The sequence below is a fragment of the Solibacillus faecavium genome (assembly GCF_014836905.1).
Classification (GTDB): Bacteria; Bacillota; Bacilli; order Bacillales_A; family Planococcaceae; genus Solibacillus; species Solibacillus faecavium.
The window spans coordinates 187,823-201,922 of the sequence record NZ_JACSPZ010000001.1 but is presented as its reverse complement, the minus strand read 5'-3'; the positions used below and the strand labels follow the sequence as shown (position 1 = coordinate 201,922).

The window sequence follows — 14,100 nt, the reverse complement described above, 5'->3', positions numbered from 1 at the left end:
TCTGAAAAGGGGTATGCGGATGAAGAAAAAATTGCTCGCAGCTATTTCGATTGCTGCTATGTTGTTAGTAGGTTGTCAAAGTAATATTGAGCGATATGGAGAGCCGTTAATTTTTACAACAGGTACCACTACGGGTGTTTTCTATTCACTTGGTGCAGGAATCTCTACTATGTGGACGAATGAATTGGAAAAGCGTGTCGCTTCACAAGCATCAAATGGAAGTATAGAAAACTTGAATTTAATGCGAAAAGGCGAGGCGAATATTTCCTTTACTACAGTCAATATTGCATATGAAGCTTACAACGGTGTAGGAAGCTTCGAAGGAAGGCAATATGAGAACATTCGTATACTAGGAAACTTATATCCAAATATTAGTCATATTATTGTGAAAAAAAACGATAAATACAAAACGATTGAAGATTTAAAAGGATCGAGCTTCGTGTTCGGAGCAGCAGGGAGTGCCACTGAAGTGGAATCCCGACTTGTTCTTGAGGCACATGGTATTGGAGAAAATGATATTAAAGCCAACTATGTAGGGTTTACGGAAGCTACAGATTTAATGCGAAATGGTCAAGTGGAAGGTGTCAATATATACACAGGGGTACCAGCAGCTGCTGCGACCGAGCTTATCTCAACAGTAGATTCAAGAGTATTAAGCATGTCTGACAGTGCAATTGACTATTTAGTAGAAGAATACCCTTGGAACTTTGCCTATACAATCGAGCCAAACACTTATGATAAACAGCCGGAAGCGATTCAAACTGTAGGTCAATACAGTACGATCGTCATAGACGAAAGTGTAAGTGAAGAAACGGTTTATCAGTTAACGAAAGCGTTATGGGAAAACTTAAGCTCACTTGAAAAATCCTACAGTATTGCAAAGCAGTTCAGTCCGGAAAATGCGGTGTCAGGAACAGCGGATGTTCCACTTCATCCAGGAGCAGAGCGCTATTACCGTGAAATTGGTGTTGTTGAATAAAAGTAAAGTGATAAGGAGGAAACTATATGACTGGAAAATCGCTTGAAAAAGATGAGCTACAGCAGCTAATGGATCTCGAAGATAAAAATATAAATTCCCGTACCTATGTTGGCTTATTTGGCAAAATTGTTATTGGAGTTGCAATTGTTTGGTCTATTTTCCAAATTTATATGAGCAGTATCGGTGTAATGGAAGCAACTAAATTTCGTGCCTGGCATTTAGGATTTCTACTTTTATTTAGCTTTATATTTTATCCGGCAACAAAGAAAAGTGTAGGAACAAGAAGTTTGCCAACATGGTTTGATAGCATTTGTATTACATTATCGATATTCGTGACGCTATATTTTGTTATTGTATACGATATTTTAGTTCGGGACCGCGCAGGGGAAAATACGGTTCTTGATCTATGGGTCGGCGCAATAGCTATTATATTACTGTTTGAGGCAGCACGCCGCGTTGTCGGTAATGCTCTGACATTAATTGCGATGTTCTTCTTAGCCTACAACTTCTTCGGTGCATATATTCCAGGTATTCTAGGACATTACGGATTCAGCTTAGAACGTATTATCAATATTATGTTCTGGGGTGGACAAGGTATTTTCGGTACTGCACTTGGTGTATCGGCAACATACATTTTCATTTTCGTACTGTTTGGTGCCTTCTTGAAAAATAGTGGCTTTTCAGATTTCATTAATGACCTGGCGCTAACAATTGCAGGGCGTACAGCAGGTGGCCCGGCAAAGGTTGCGGTATTTGCAAGTGCACTTATGGCGACGATTAGCGGAAGTGCTGTAAGTAATGTTGTTACAACCGGTACTGTTACGATCCCAATGATGAAAAAGGCGGGTTATTCGAAAAAATTTGCCGGGGCTGTAGAGGCTGTTGCTTCGACAGGGGGTTTAATTGCTCCGCCAGTCATGGGTGCAGCTGCTTTCATTATGGCAGAATACATAGGTGTTTCGTATTCAGTCGTGATGTTGGCTGCCATTATACCGGCAGTTCTCTACTATTTAACGTTGTTTATGATCGTCCATTTTGAAGCGAAAAAAATGGGGTTATCAGGTATTTCAAAAGAAAATATTCCCGTTGCCAAGCAAGTTTTAAAAAATGGCGGCCACTTATCAATTCCATTAATTATTTTATTATTTATGTTGTTTGCCGGATTTTCACCAATATATGCAGCAATCTTTGCGTTATTTGCAGTAGTGCCGACAGCGGCTATTCGAAAACATACACGTATGAGCTTGAAAACGGTGATTGATTCGGTTGTTGAAGGAGTCAAAGGAGCGATTAGTGTAGGAATAGCCTGTGCGATTGTAGGCATTGTCATTGCAACAATTACATTGACAAGTATCGGCTTAATCATCGGTAATAACGTATTAAGCTTTGCTGGAGACAGTGTCATGCTTGCGGCTATTTTAACAGCAGTTATTAGTATCGTATTAGGGATGGGTATTCCAGCTACTGCAGCATATATTATTGTGGCAACCATTTCAGTACCGATCTTAACTCAATTAGGTGTACCGGCAATTGCAGCCCATATGTTTGCCTTTTACTTTGCTGCTTTATCCAGTATTACACCACCTGTAGCATTAGCACCATATGCAGCTGCCGGTATTGCAGGTGAATCGCCGAATAAAGTATCGTTTGAATCGGTTCGCTTAGGGTTGATTGGCTTTATTGTACCGTTCTTCTTCATTTTCAATCCGGCCCTTCTGCTCACAGGCGGAACAATCGGAGAATACATTATAGCGGCAATTACAGCATGTATCGGTGGCGTATCGATCGCGGCTGGTATTAAAGGGTATTTACTTCGCCGAACATATTTTATGGAGCGTCTTGTTTTCTTTTTCGCAGGAATTGCGCTAATGGATACAACTTTAATTTATAACCTAATAGCATTGGCAATGATCGCTATTGCAGTTACAACACAAATTATGATGAAGCAGCCTGAACGTAAAGTTGTACCATCGTTAATAAAAGGTGAAGAAGCGAGGTGATGGGGATGCGCCCATTGGAAAATATTAAAATATTGGATTTATCCCGTGTCTATGCGGCACCAGCAGGAACGATGATTTTAGCGGATTTAGGTGCAGAGGTTATTCGAATCGAGCATCCGAATGGTTCTGACAGTATGCGTGATTGGGGTCCGTTCATAAATGGTGAGAGCACCTATTATATTAGTGCCAATCGTAATAAAAAGTCGATTATTTTAAACTTAAAGGAAGAGTCGGATAAAGAGGTCCTGCTCGATTTAGTAAAAGAGTCGGATGTTATTATTGATAACTTTAAAACAGGCGATATGAAGAAGATGGGGCTCGATTATGAAAATCTTAAACAAATTAATCCGTGCATCATTCAATGCTCTGTGACCGGCTTTGGTCAAACGGGACCTCTTGCCAATGAGCCGGGCTTTGATCCAGTCATCCAGGCAATGAGCGGCTTAATGGATGTAACAGGACATCCGGATGGAGAAGCAACGAAAGTGGGGGTGCCAATTGCTGATATTTTAACCTCCCATTATGTAGTAATCGGTATTTTATCAGCATTGCGCATGCGTGATTTAACGGGGCGAGGTCAGTTTATCGATTTAGCACTGCTTGACGTACAGATGAGCTCCCTTGCGAATATTTCAAGTGCCTATTTAAATACAGGATTTGAATCGTCTAGGCTCGGCAACAAACATAATAACGTAGCACCGTATCAAGTATTTGAATGCGCAGATGGTCCGCTCATGTTTTGTGTAGGGACGGAAGATCAATTTAGAAAGTTTTGTGAGATGGTCAATCGACGTGAGTGGACTTTGGATGAACGTTTTAAAACGAATACACTACGTAAGCAAAATGAACCTGTATTGACGGCGTTTATTTCTGAGATTACTAAAACAAAAACCCGTGATGAATGGATTGAGTTATTGCAGCAGTTTAAAATTCCGGGGGGACGCGTCAATACTGTGGCAGAGGCGTTTCAACAACCTCAAGTTATTGCACGCAATTTAATAGGAGAGATGGATCATCCAGTATACGGTACTGTAAAATTCGTGAAAAATCCTCTGCAATATTCCGAATTAAATATTTCCTATGATAGCGGTCCACCACTTTTAGGTGAGCATACGGATGAAATTTTGAAAATGAATAAAAGCTGAAGTATTAAGATTTTGCCATAGAATAAATGGCGGAAAAGGTAATTGTGACTTTTAGCATAAGCCCTTCTTTTTTCTTCCAATTAATTTTGATACTATTAGGAAAAGGGGGCGTCTTGATGGAGCAAAACAAGTTTGAAAAAATGTATTTAATGCAAACCGTACAAAAAACAATAGTTATACTACGAGCCTTCACAAAAGAACAACCAAAGCTGTCTTTAACAGAATTAAATAAAAAAACTGGGATCGGCTTATCAAGTCTCCAAAGATTTGTAGCTACTTTAGTATACGAAGGATTTCTGATTCGAGATGAACGCACAAAACATTATCAACTAGGCTTATCATTAATTCACTTAGGGAAGTTAGTCGAGGAAGAATCCAGCATCATTACAATTGCGCAGCCTATTCTTCAGCAACTTAATCAAATAACAAATGAAAGTATTTCGATGAGTATTATTGATGGCAATGAGCGCCGTTGTATTATGAACGTTGAAAGTAATTATGCATTATCGGCCCGTAATCATGTAGGTGATACGTCGCCACTATATGCAGGCGCATCCGCAAAATCATTGCTGGCCTTTTTACCTCAGGAAGAAATTGATGAATATTTGAATAAGGTAAGTTTGCAGCGTGTGACTGAAAATACGGTAGTCGATCGTGAAAAGTTGATCCAGGAGTTGCAGCGAGTACGTGAACAACAATACATTTTCACAAGAGCAGAGCGTATTGTTGGAGCCTGTTCGTTTAGTACAGCCATTATCTCAAATGGAAGACCGATTGCATCCATTGCGATTATTATTCCGGAAGCACGTTTTGATGAGGGGCAATTTGATACGTTGCGCGACTTGATCCTGCAGGCGAAATTCGATATTGAAAAGCAGCTGAATAAATGAAACAATCCAACCGTGTTAGAATCGGTTGGATTGTTTTTATTTTTGCGAGAAGATGGCGGTGGGGGAAAGCTCTAACTGGATAAATAGAGGGAGAAATTCCGGTTATTCAGAAAAAAATTAAAAAAAAGGGCCAAAATAAGCGGAGAAATTCCGTCTATTGACTCGAAAAACATGGATAGGAAGGAGTTTTGCGTAACATAAGCGGAAAATCTCCCCTTATTTATCCAAAAATGAGCGCGATTTTTAAAATAACAGCAAAAACTCCGCTTATTTTCATTGCTCAGTTCATATTGAAGTTACTAAATATAATAGGGTAAGAAAAAAAGCACTTTCTATTCGAAAACGAACGGAAAGTGCCTTAATTATCCATATTTATTTGGGAATTAGAATACTAAATGCTTCTCAATATAAGCCTTAACATCAGCAATCGGCAAATCCGCATGCCTACTGTAAACTATAATTAAATTTGATACTTAGAATACTAAGTGTTTCTCAATATAAGCCTTAACTTCCGCAATCGGCATGCGGATTTGTTCCATTGAATCGCGGTGACGAACTGTTACTTGGCCGTCTTCTTTTGAATCGAAATCGTACGTGATACAGAATGGTGTACCGATTTCATCTTGGCGGCGGTAACGTTTACCGATTGATTGAGACTCGTCGAAGTCAACTGGGAAAGATTTACGTAAGTCAGCCCATACTTCGCCTGCTTCGTCTGATAATTTTTTCGATAATGGTAACACTGCTGCTTTGAATGGTGCTAGTGCAGGGTGGAAACGTAATACGGTACGTTTGTCATCGCCTTCTAACGCTTCTTCATCATAAGCGTCACATAAAAATGCTAATGTTACACGGTCAGCACCTAAAGATGGCTCGATGCAGTATGGTACATAGCGTTCGTTTGTAATTGGATCAATGTACGTGAAATCTTCACCTGAATGCTCCATATGTTGTTTTAAGTCGAAGTCTGTACGGTCAGCGATACCCCATAGCTCGCCCCAGCCGAATGGGAAGCGGAATTCGATATCAGAAGTTGCATTTGAGTAGTGAGACAACTCATCTTCCTCATGGTCACGCATACGCATAGATTCTTCGTTCATGCCTAAGTTTAATAACCAGTTTTTACAGAAGTTTTTCCAGTATTCGTGCCACTCTAAGTCTTCACCTGGCTTACAGAAGAATTCTAACTCCATTTGTTCAAATTCACGTGTACGGAATGTGAAGTTACCTGGTGTAATTTCGTTACGGAAAGATTTACCTACTTGTGCGATACCAAATGGTGTACGTTTACGCATAGAACGTTGAACATTTTTGAAGTTCACGAAGATCCCTTGTGCTGTTTCAGGACGTAGGAAGATTTCGTTTGTTGAAGATTCAGTTACACCTTGGAACGTTTTGAACATTAAGTTGAATTGACGGATGTCTGTGAAATCGATTTTGCCACAATCAGGACAAGCTACTACAAGCTCTTCCATTTTTGCTTTCATTTGGTCGAATGTCATACCGTCAACGATGATTTCTTCGCCCGTTTTAGCTAAGTTAGCATCCTCGATTAATTTGTCCGCACGGTGACGAGCTTTACAAGATTTACAGTCGATCATTGGGTCGTTGAAGTTACCAACGTGACCAGAAGCAACCCAAGCTTTTGGATTCATTAAAATTGCTGCGTCTAATCCTACGTTGTGTTCAGATTCCTGAACGAATTTTTGCCACCAAGCTTTTTTAACGTTGTTTTTTAATTCCACACCTAGTGGACCGTAATCCCAAGTGTTTGCTAAACCACCGTAAATTTCAGATCCAGGGAATACGAATCCGCGATGTTTTGCTAATGATACAATAGTTTCCATTGATTTTTCTGCCATGAAAAATTCCTCCTAATAAATATTAATATACGTTGGCGCAGTGTCCAAATTTCTTTGGCACGCGCTACAAGAAGATAAAAAGCACCCGTCTCCGGGCACAAACTTCATGCCCGGGGACGAGTGCATCATGACGATATACCCGCGGTTCCACCCCGCTTGTTTTTAAATAAATAAAAACCTCTTTTATAAAATGAGCTCAGGGGTGCCGTTTCTCAATTCGCTGTAGGCTTGCACTATCCCTACTCGCTCATGTTAGAATTGATACTTATTATTCCCTTCATCGCTTACATATGAAATTAAATTGTTCGCTCATATTGTAGCATGGGATTGTTTTCTTCGCAATATAGAAGAAAATAGTATATAATAATTGAGGAAAAAGTATAACATTATTTGAAGCGGGTGAGTCCAATCGAACTCAATAAACGTCAAGATGCAATCTTGCAAATTGTAAAAGAAAATGGTCCTATTACGGGCGAACATATTGCCGAGCGCCTTGGTTTAACACGGGCTACATTAAGACCGGACTTAGCCATATTAACGATGGCAGGTTTTTTAGATGCGCGACCTCGTGTCGGCTATTTTTATGCGGGAAAAAAATCAACGGCTGCCTTTACAGAATCGATGCTAAATTTAAAAGTTAAAGATTTCCAGTCCGTTCCTGTAGTTGTTTCAGAAGAGATGACAATATATGAAGCTATAATACATATGTTCTCTGAAGATGTAGGGACTCTGTTTGTAGTTGATAAAAATGAAATGCTGCAAGGTGTATTATCGCGAAAAGACTTATTACGTTCCAGTATCGGGACTCAGGATTTAAATAAAATGCCTGTGCATATCATTATGACGAGAATGCCGAATATCGCGTATTGTCTTAAATCCGATTCATTAGTAAACACAGCTAAAGTATTAATTGAACGGGAAATTGATTCCGTGCCGGTTGTAGAAGAGACAGAGCAAGGTCTAATTATTACTGGACGATTAACGAAAACGAGTATTACACGTGCGTTTATTTCATTAGCTGAAACGCATGATTTATAGGTGATTTTATGAAAAAATTGACAATATTTGTCGTATCCGATTCTGTTGGGGAAACAGGAGAAGCGGCTGTTAAAGCAGTTGTTAGCCAATTCCGACCAAACTTCGAAAAAGTAAGAATTCGTAAGTTTCCACATATAACACATATAGATGTGCTTGAAAAAATTGTGCAGATTGCTCAAACAAATGGGGCGACCATTGTATTTACGCTAGTTGAAAAGAACATGCGTCTTGCCCTACTAAAAATTGCTATGGAATATAACGTACCTGTTATTGACCTATTAGGTTCAATGCTCGATTTAATCGAAACTTCCTTTGATGAGAAGCCTTTGCAAAAGCCTGGTTTAGTGCATCAATTGGATGATGACTACTTTAAGAAAATCGAAGCGATAGAATTTGCTGTGAAATATGACGACGGACAAGATCCGCGCGGTATTTTACTGGCCGATATTGTACTAATTGGTGTATCAAGAACATCAAAAACACCTTTATCCCAATATTTGGCACATAAAAGATATAAAGTAGCGAACGTTCCACTTGTACCTGAAGTTAAGCCGCCTATAGAATTAATGCAAATCGATCCGAAAAAGTGTTTTGGGTTAGTCATTACGCCTGAAAAGTTAAATAACATTCGAAAAGAGCGCTTAATTACATTAGGTTTAACAGAAGATGCTTTTTATGCACAACATAATAGAATTGAAGAAGAAATTCGCTACTTTTATAGCATTGTCGATAAAATTGGCTGTCGTGCCATTGACGTGACGAATCGTGCTGTAGAAGAGACAGCCCATAAAATATTAGATATGCTAGAGCTTGAATGTAAATAGACTCTAAAGCCACCTCTTGACGACTAGAAGGGGAGGTTTTTTTAGTGGGACAATATTTTATTCTTTTGATATATTAATATTTATACTTTTGGTCTAGTTAAAACTCATAGATATCGATAAAATTCGTTTTAATTAGCCTTTTTTCTTATATTTTTTACGAAAAATTATAGCAACAGTAGTCTTTTTGTTTTATAATATTAAAATTGTGGTAAAAATATTAATTATAGAGTAATTACAAATTTGTTTTATAAATTTTGTCGTATTTTAGAGGATTTTTGTAATTTATCTCGAATAGTGTAGATGGTGATAATGTGGCTGGAAAAATACCTGAACATGTGATTGAACAAATTCGCTCGCAGTCGGATATAGTCGATGTTATAAGCGATTATATGCAATTGACGAAAAAAGGGCGCAACTATTTCGGCTTATGTCCGTTTCATGGAGAGCAAACACCTTCATTTTCAGTGTCAACCGACAAACAGATTTTTCATTGTTTTGGCTGTGGCGCTGGAGGAAATGCAATCACCTTTGTTATGGACATCGAACAATTGTCGTTTCCAGATGCACTTATTAAATTAAGTCAGCGTGCAGGGATTCCACTTGAAATGGAATTATCGTCCGAACAGACAATGTCGAATTCGACAGTTTCGAAAAAAGAACAGCAAATGAGGGAAGCTCATAATTTTGCAGTAGAGTTTTATCATCATATTTTGATAAACACTGAAGACGGCGAACCTGCATTAAATTATTTACTTGAAAGAGGATTTACACAGGAACAAATCGAAACACATCAAATAGGATGGGCTTTACCGAATTGGGATACGCTTTCAATATTATTGGAGCGTAAAGGGTATGACTTATCGGAAATGGCTGAAAGCGGTCTTATTATCCAAAAAGAAAGCGACGGCAGCTATTTTGATCGTTTCCGTGGACGGATTATGTTTCCTATTCGAGATGAAAATGGAAAGCCAATAGCATTTTCAGGCAGGATTTTAAATACGGATGGCGAAGATGCTAAGTACCTGAATAGTCCTGAAACGCCTATCTTTCATAAAAGTCAAGTGCTTTATAATTTAGATAAGGCACGAGCATCAATTCGAAAAGTAAGACAAGTTATTTTAATGGAAGGCTTTATTGATGTATTGGCAGCTAATCGTGCAGGCATATTCAATGCAGTTGCAACGATGGGTACGTCGCTAACACCCCAGCATATTACAAAGCTCAAACGCTTAGTTCAGCAAGTTACAGTTTGCTATGATGGTGATAATGCTGGTTTTGAAGCGGCAAAGCGGGCTGCACAAATGCTCAATGAAGAAAAAATTAAAGTCGAAGTTGCTGTTATACCGGATAAACTTGACCCGGATGATTACATTCGTACACATGGTCAAGAAGCATTTAAAAACCAAATAATCGAAAAGCCACACGCGTATATTGCATTTATGATGATGCATGCTAAACGTGGCAAAAATTTTCAGTTTGAAAATGACACACTTCAGTACATTCAGGAAGTACTTGAGACGTTAAAAAATAATACTTCTCCTATTGAAAGAGATTTATACATTCGTCAACTTTCCAATGAGACTAATATTTCTCAAGAAGCGATTAGTACGCAATTACGAAAAATCGCTGCGGATAATGTGAAAGAAAAAAAACGCGAACAAAGTACAGTGAATGTATCGAGTACCCAAATGCAGCGGGATCGCAAAAAAGATGCAACAGATCGTGCAGAAAGTATACTTTTAGCCTATATGTTGCATGATGTAAATATTGTGAACAAAGTGCTTCGAGAAGGAAATAATGAACCGTTCATTCATGAGGAATATTTATCCGTATTTGTACGTTTAACCGGATTTTACGAAGAATATGAAATGGCTGATTTTCATCGGTTCGTTGAAGTTTTAAATGATAATGATTTACGCAAAATTGTGATGGATGCTGCGTTACTTGAACGTGACCCTGATAATGGAGAAGCGGAAATTAACGATTGTTTAAAACAAATCGAAAAACGTCGATTAGAACTAAAAATAGAAGAACTAAAGCATAAACAAAAAGAAGCAGAAAAGATGCACGAGCATAGACGAGCACTTGAAATTGCCCAGCAAATTATCGAATTAAGCAGAAGGATAAAAATGGGCGTTTAACTCGATTTGTTTTTAGAAGGAGGAAGGTTTATGGCGGACAAGTCAAAACATTCAAAAGATACGGTGGTAAACGGGGTTTCATTAGAGCAAGTAAAAAAGCAACTTTTAGCTAAAGCAAAACAAGTTGGCGAAATGTCAATGAAGGAAATTTCAGATACATTAGCCTTTTTTGAATTAGAAAATGAAGAAATTTTCAACTTTGCCGATGAGATCGAAAAAAATGATGTAACTGTTGAAGGTAAAGAAGAATTTGAAGAAGAAGCACTTTCTAAGCAAGAATCTAGTGAAGAAGCTTTTGATTTAAATGATTTAAGTGTTCCTCCGGGTGTTAAAATTAACGATCCAGTACGCATGTATTTAAAAGAAATTGGACGCGTGGATTTACTTTCTGCTGAGGAAGAAATTCGTTTAGCAGAACGTATTGAACAAGGTGATGAAGAAGCTCGTAAACGTTTAGCAGAAGCGAACCTACGTCTTGTAGTATCTATTGCAAAGCGCTACGTTGGTCGAGGCATGTTGTTTTTAGACCTTATCCAAGAAGGAAACATGGGACTTATTAAAGCGGTTGAAAAGTTTGATCACCGCAAAGGATTTAAGTTCTCAACATATGCTACTTGGTGGATTCGTCAGGCTATTACACGTGCCATTGCAGACCAAGCACGTACGATTCGTATACCAGTACACATGGTTGAAACGATTAACAAATTAATCCGAGTTCAACGCCAACTTCTGCAAGATTTAGGTCGTGAGCCATCTCCAGAGGAAATTGGAGAAGAAATGGACTTAACACCTGAAAAAGTACGTGAAATTTTAAAAATAGCTCAAGAACCGGTTTCATTGGAAACACCAATTGGGGAAGAAGATGATTCACACTTAGGAGACTTCATTGAAGACTCAGAAGCACAATCACCTTCTGATCATGCAGCGTACGAGCTTTTAAAAGAACAGCTGGAAGATGTACTTGATACATTAACAGACCGCGAAGAGAATGTATTACGTCTACGTTTCGGTTTAGATGATGGTCGTACTCGTACATTAGAAGAAGTAGGGAAAGTATTTGGCGTTACACGTGAGCGTATTCGTCAAATCGAGGCAAAAGCATTACGTAAACTTCGCCACCCATCTCGTTCAAAACGCTTGAAGGACTTCCTGGAATAGGGAATATGGAAAAGATGAAGAAATTTTTTCTTCATCTTTTTTTCTTATGTATTTTAGTTAATAAGTATTGGTTTTTATGAACGATGCCATTACTTTATACTGATGTTCATTCTTAAAGTATTAATTACAATTATATATATAACATACATATATGGGGCGAAGTCATGTCAAATCAGAAAAAGCAGATTATTATGAATGAAATTAGCTTTTGGAAACAAAATAAATTGTTGCCAGGGCAGTATTGCGATTTTTTAATGACACTCTATTCAGAAGGCAATCATAGCGATGATGAAATTACAGGTCAGGCAAAAAAAGCGATACATAATGTTGAAAAACGAAAAAAGTTTAATTTAGCTGTATTTTTTCCTATAAGTGCGTTTGTTATTTTATTATTGCTGTTCACTATTCAATTTGAATGGGTAGTCATTGCTGTGGCGGCTGTGTTTGCAGTTAGCTGCCTGATCGGAGCGCTTTATTTCGCTAAAAGAAATCATTTATTGGCGGTCATGCTGCAACTGGCCACGGCTTTAGCGACTTTAGGTGTTACCTTAAAAGTAAGTACGACATATTTTGCCGGTAATAATGAAATGCTTTATATCTTTTTGATTATTAACTGTGTATTTTGGTTAGTAAGTGGCATTATGATGAAAATTATTTATTTTACGATTTCAGGCATTCTTGGTTTACTCGTAATAATCGGTGCTTGGATTTATTTCCTTTAAGCAACAATACATAATTAATAAATTAAGGCTATGTAGAAAGTTATGAACTTTTTATATAGCTTTTTTATTATATCATTCTACAAATTTCTCTATAAAACGCGTATATTTTCTGTAAAAAACAAGAATTTTAGATTACAATGGAAATGTAGCACATTGAGGGTGAGAGGATGAATGTTATGAATTTTGATTTATCAACAGAGCAAAGCATGTTACAAAAAATGATCCGGGAATTTTCAGATGAAGTAGTGGCACCGGGAGCAATCGAACGAGATAAAAATAAAACCTTTCCAGTAGAGGTTTTCAAGCAGCTTTCTGATATGGGGATTATGGGGTTACCGTTTCCGGAAGAATATGGCGGGGCAGGAGCAGACACGATTAGTTTTGCTATTGTTACAGAGGAATTAAGCCGTACATGTGCATCTACAGGTATTACATACTCGGCTCATATTTCGTTAGGCGGCGCACCATTACATTTATTCGGTACAGAGAAGCAAAAGGAAAAATATTTAACACCGATTTGTACAGGGGAATCATTTGGCGCGTTCGGATTAACTGAACCTAACGCAGGATCGGATGCTGGGGGTACTGAAACGACGGCATCATTGGAAAATGGGGAGTTTGTTATTAACGGGTCAAAAGTATTTATAACAAATGCTAGTTTCGCAAAACATTTGGCATTGACAGCGATTACTGGCCGTAATGGTGATCATAAAGAAATTAGTGCAATCATTGTGCCGACTGATGCACAAGGCTTCACAATTAAATCAGAGTACGAAAAAATGGGTTTAAATGCATCCAATACGACAGAACTTATTTTGGAAAATGTGCGTGTTCCTGAGGAAAATCTATTAGGTGTAAGGGGAAATGGCTTTAAGCAATTTTTAACGACCCTTGATGGAGGACGTATCGGTATTGCGGCAATGGCAGTAGGGATTGCCCAAGGCGCTTTAGATAAAGCGGTTCAGTATGCAAAAGAACGTAAGCAATTTGGCAAGACTTTATCACAATTTCAGGCAACACAGTTTAAATTGGCTGATATGGAGGTAAAAGTACAATTAGCACGGACTTTTGTTTACAAAGCAGCCTGGTTAAAAGACCAAGGGCGTCCATTCGGTAAAGAGGCAGCTATTGCAAAATATTATGCGTCGGAAATGGCGATGGAAGTTTGCGATGAAGCGATTCAAATTCATGGTGGCTACGGTTATATGAAAGAGTATGAAGTCGAGCGCTATTTACGTGATGCGAAGTTATTGGAAATCGGTGAAGGTACTTCGGAAGTACAGAAAATGGTAATTGCAAGACATATATTGTGATGAAAATGACAAATTGGATAAATTGTTA

General features: G+C 38.3%; 11 protein-coding genes. 10 read left to right on the top strand and 1 reads right to left on the bottom strand.

Features of this window, described 5'->3' with window-relative positions; translation table 11 throughout:
• Positions 1–19: 19 nt before the first annotated feature.
• The 4 genes from H9635_RS01045 to H9635_RS01030 all read left to right on the top strand — a co-directional run bounded on the left by H9635_RS01045 (position 20) and on the right by H9635_RS01030 (position 5,014).
• Positions 20–979 (top strand): TAXI family TRAP transporter solute-binding subunit, encoded by a 960-nt coding sequence (locus H9635_RS01045; protein ID WP_191698291.1) that lies wholly within the window; start codon positions 20–22, stop codon positions 977–979.
• Positions 980–1,005: 26 nt separating this feature from the next.
• Positions 1,006–2,979 carry a TRAP transporter permease gene (locus H9635_RS01040; RefSeq protein WP_191698290.1) on the top strand — a complete coding sequence of 658 codons (1,974 nt, stop codon included), beginning with the start codon at positions 1,006–1,008 and terminating at the stop codon, positions 2,977–2,979.
• A gap of 5 nt (positions 2,980–2,984) precedes the next feature.
• Entirely contained in the window at positions 2,985–4,124 is a 1,140-nt protein-coding gene (locus tag H9635_RS01035) for a CaiB/BaiF CoA transferase family protein (protein WP_191698289.1), read from the top strand.
• Positions 4,125–4,240: 116 nt separating this feature from the next.
• On the top strand, positions 4,241–5,014 hold the full coding sequence (locus H9635_RS01030) for an IclR family transcriptional regulator (protein ID WP_191698288.1): 774 nt from the start codon (positions 4,241–4,243) through the stop codon (positions 5,012–5,014).
• A 473-nt stretch (positions 5,015–5,487) separates the two neighbouring features.
• Here the strand turns inward: H9635_RS01030 and H9635_RS01025 are convergent, their stop codons facing one another.
• Positions 5,488–6,876, bottom strand: a complete 1,389-nt coding sequence (locus tag H9635_RS01025; RefSeq protein ID WP_191698287.1) for a glycine--tRNA ligase — start codon at positions 6,874–6,876, stop codon at positions 5,488–5,490.
• Between the two features lie 399 nt (positions 6,877–7,275).
• Here H9635_RS01025 and H9635_RS01020 point away from each other — a divergent pair, with 399 nt between their 5' ends.
• The 6 genes from H9635_RS01020 to H9635_RS00995 all read left to right on the top strand — a co-directional run bounded on the left by H9635_RS01020 (position 7,276) and on the right by H9635_RS00995 (position 14,072).
• Complete coding sequence (locus H9635_RS01020) at positions 7,276–7,914, top strand: helix-turn-helix transcriptional regulator (protein WP_191698286.1); 639 nt, start codon at positions 7,276–7,278, stop codon at positions 7,912–7,914.
• A gap of 8 nt (positions 7,915–7,922) precedes the next feature.
• Positions 7,923–8,738, top strand: coding sequence for a pyruvate, water dikinase regulatory protein (locus H9635_RS01015; protein ID WP_191698285.1), 816 nt, complete (start codon positions 7,923–7,925; stop codon positions 8,736–8,738).
• 311 nt (positions 8,739–9,049) lie between these two features.
• Positions 9,050–10,879, top strand: a complete 1,830-nt coding sequence (dnaG, locus tag H9635_RS01010; RefSeq protein WP_191698284.1) for a DNA primase — start codon at positions 9,050–9,052, stop codon at positions 10,877–10,879.
• A gap of 30 nt (positions 10,880–10,909) precedes the next feature.
• A complete protein-coding gene (gene rpoD / locus H9635_RS01005) occupies positions 10,910–12,037 on the top strand; it encodes an RNA polymerase sigma factor RpoD (RefSeq protein ID WP_191698283.1) in 1,128 nt (375 codons plus the stop codon).
• 164 nt (positions 12,038–12,201) lie between these two features.
• Entirely contained in the window at positions 12,202–12,759 is a 558-nt protein-coding gene (locus H9635_RS01000; protein WP_191698282.1) for a hypothetical protein, read from the top strand.
• Between the two features lie 176 nt (positions 12,760–12,935).
• Positions 12,936–14,072, top strand: a complete 1,137-nt coding sequence (locus H9635_RS00995) for an acyl-CoA dehydrogenase family protein (RefSeq protein ID WP_191698281.1) — start codon at positions 12,936–12,938, stop codon at positions 14,070–14,072.
• Positions 14,073–14,100: the final 28 nt, after the last annotated feature.

Coding starts and splice junctions, on each gene's coding strand:
- H9635_RS01045 (WP_191698291.1), top strand. CDS start 20: ATGAAGAAAAAATTGCTCGCAGCTATTTCGATTGCTGCTATGTTGTTA.
- H9635_RS01040 (WP_191698290.1), top strand. CDS start 1,006: ATGACTGGAAAATCGCTTGAAAAAGATGAGCTACAGCAGCTAATGGAT.
- H9635_RS01035 (WP_191698289.1), top strand. CDS start 2,985: ATGCGCCCATTGGAAAATATTAAAATATTGGATTTATCCCGTGTCTAT.
- H9635_RS01030 (WP_191698288.1), top strand. CDS start 4,241: ATGGAGCAAAACAAGTTTGAAAAAATGTATTTAATGCAAACCGTACAA.
- H9635_RS01025 (WP_191698287.1), bottom strand. CDS start 6,876: ATGGCAGAAAAATCAATGGAAACTATTGTATCATTAGCAAAACATCGC.
- H9635_RS01015 (WP_191698285.1), top strand. CDS start 7,923: ATGAAAAAATTGACAATATTTGTCGTATCCGATTCTGTTGGGGAAACA.
- rpoD (WP_191698283.1), top strand. CDS start 10,910: ATGGCGGACAAGTCAAAACATTCAAAAGATACGGTGGTAAACGGGGTT.
- H9635_RS01000 (WP_191698282.1), top strand. CDS start 12,202: ATGTCAAATCAGAAAAAGCAGATTATTATGAATGAAATTAGCTTTTGG.
- H9635_RS00995 (WP_191698281.1), top strand. CDS start 12,936: ATGAATTTTGATTTATCAACAGAGCAAAGCATGTTACAAAAAATGATC.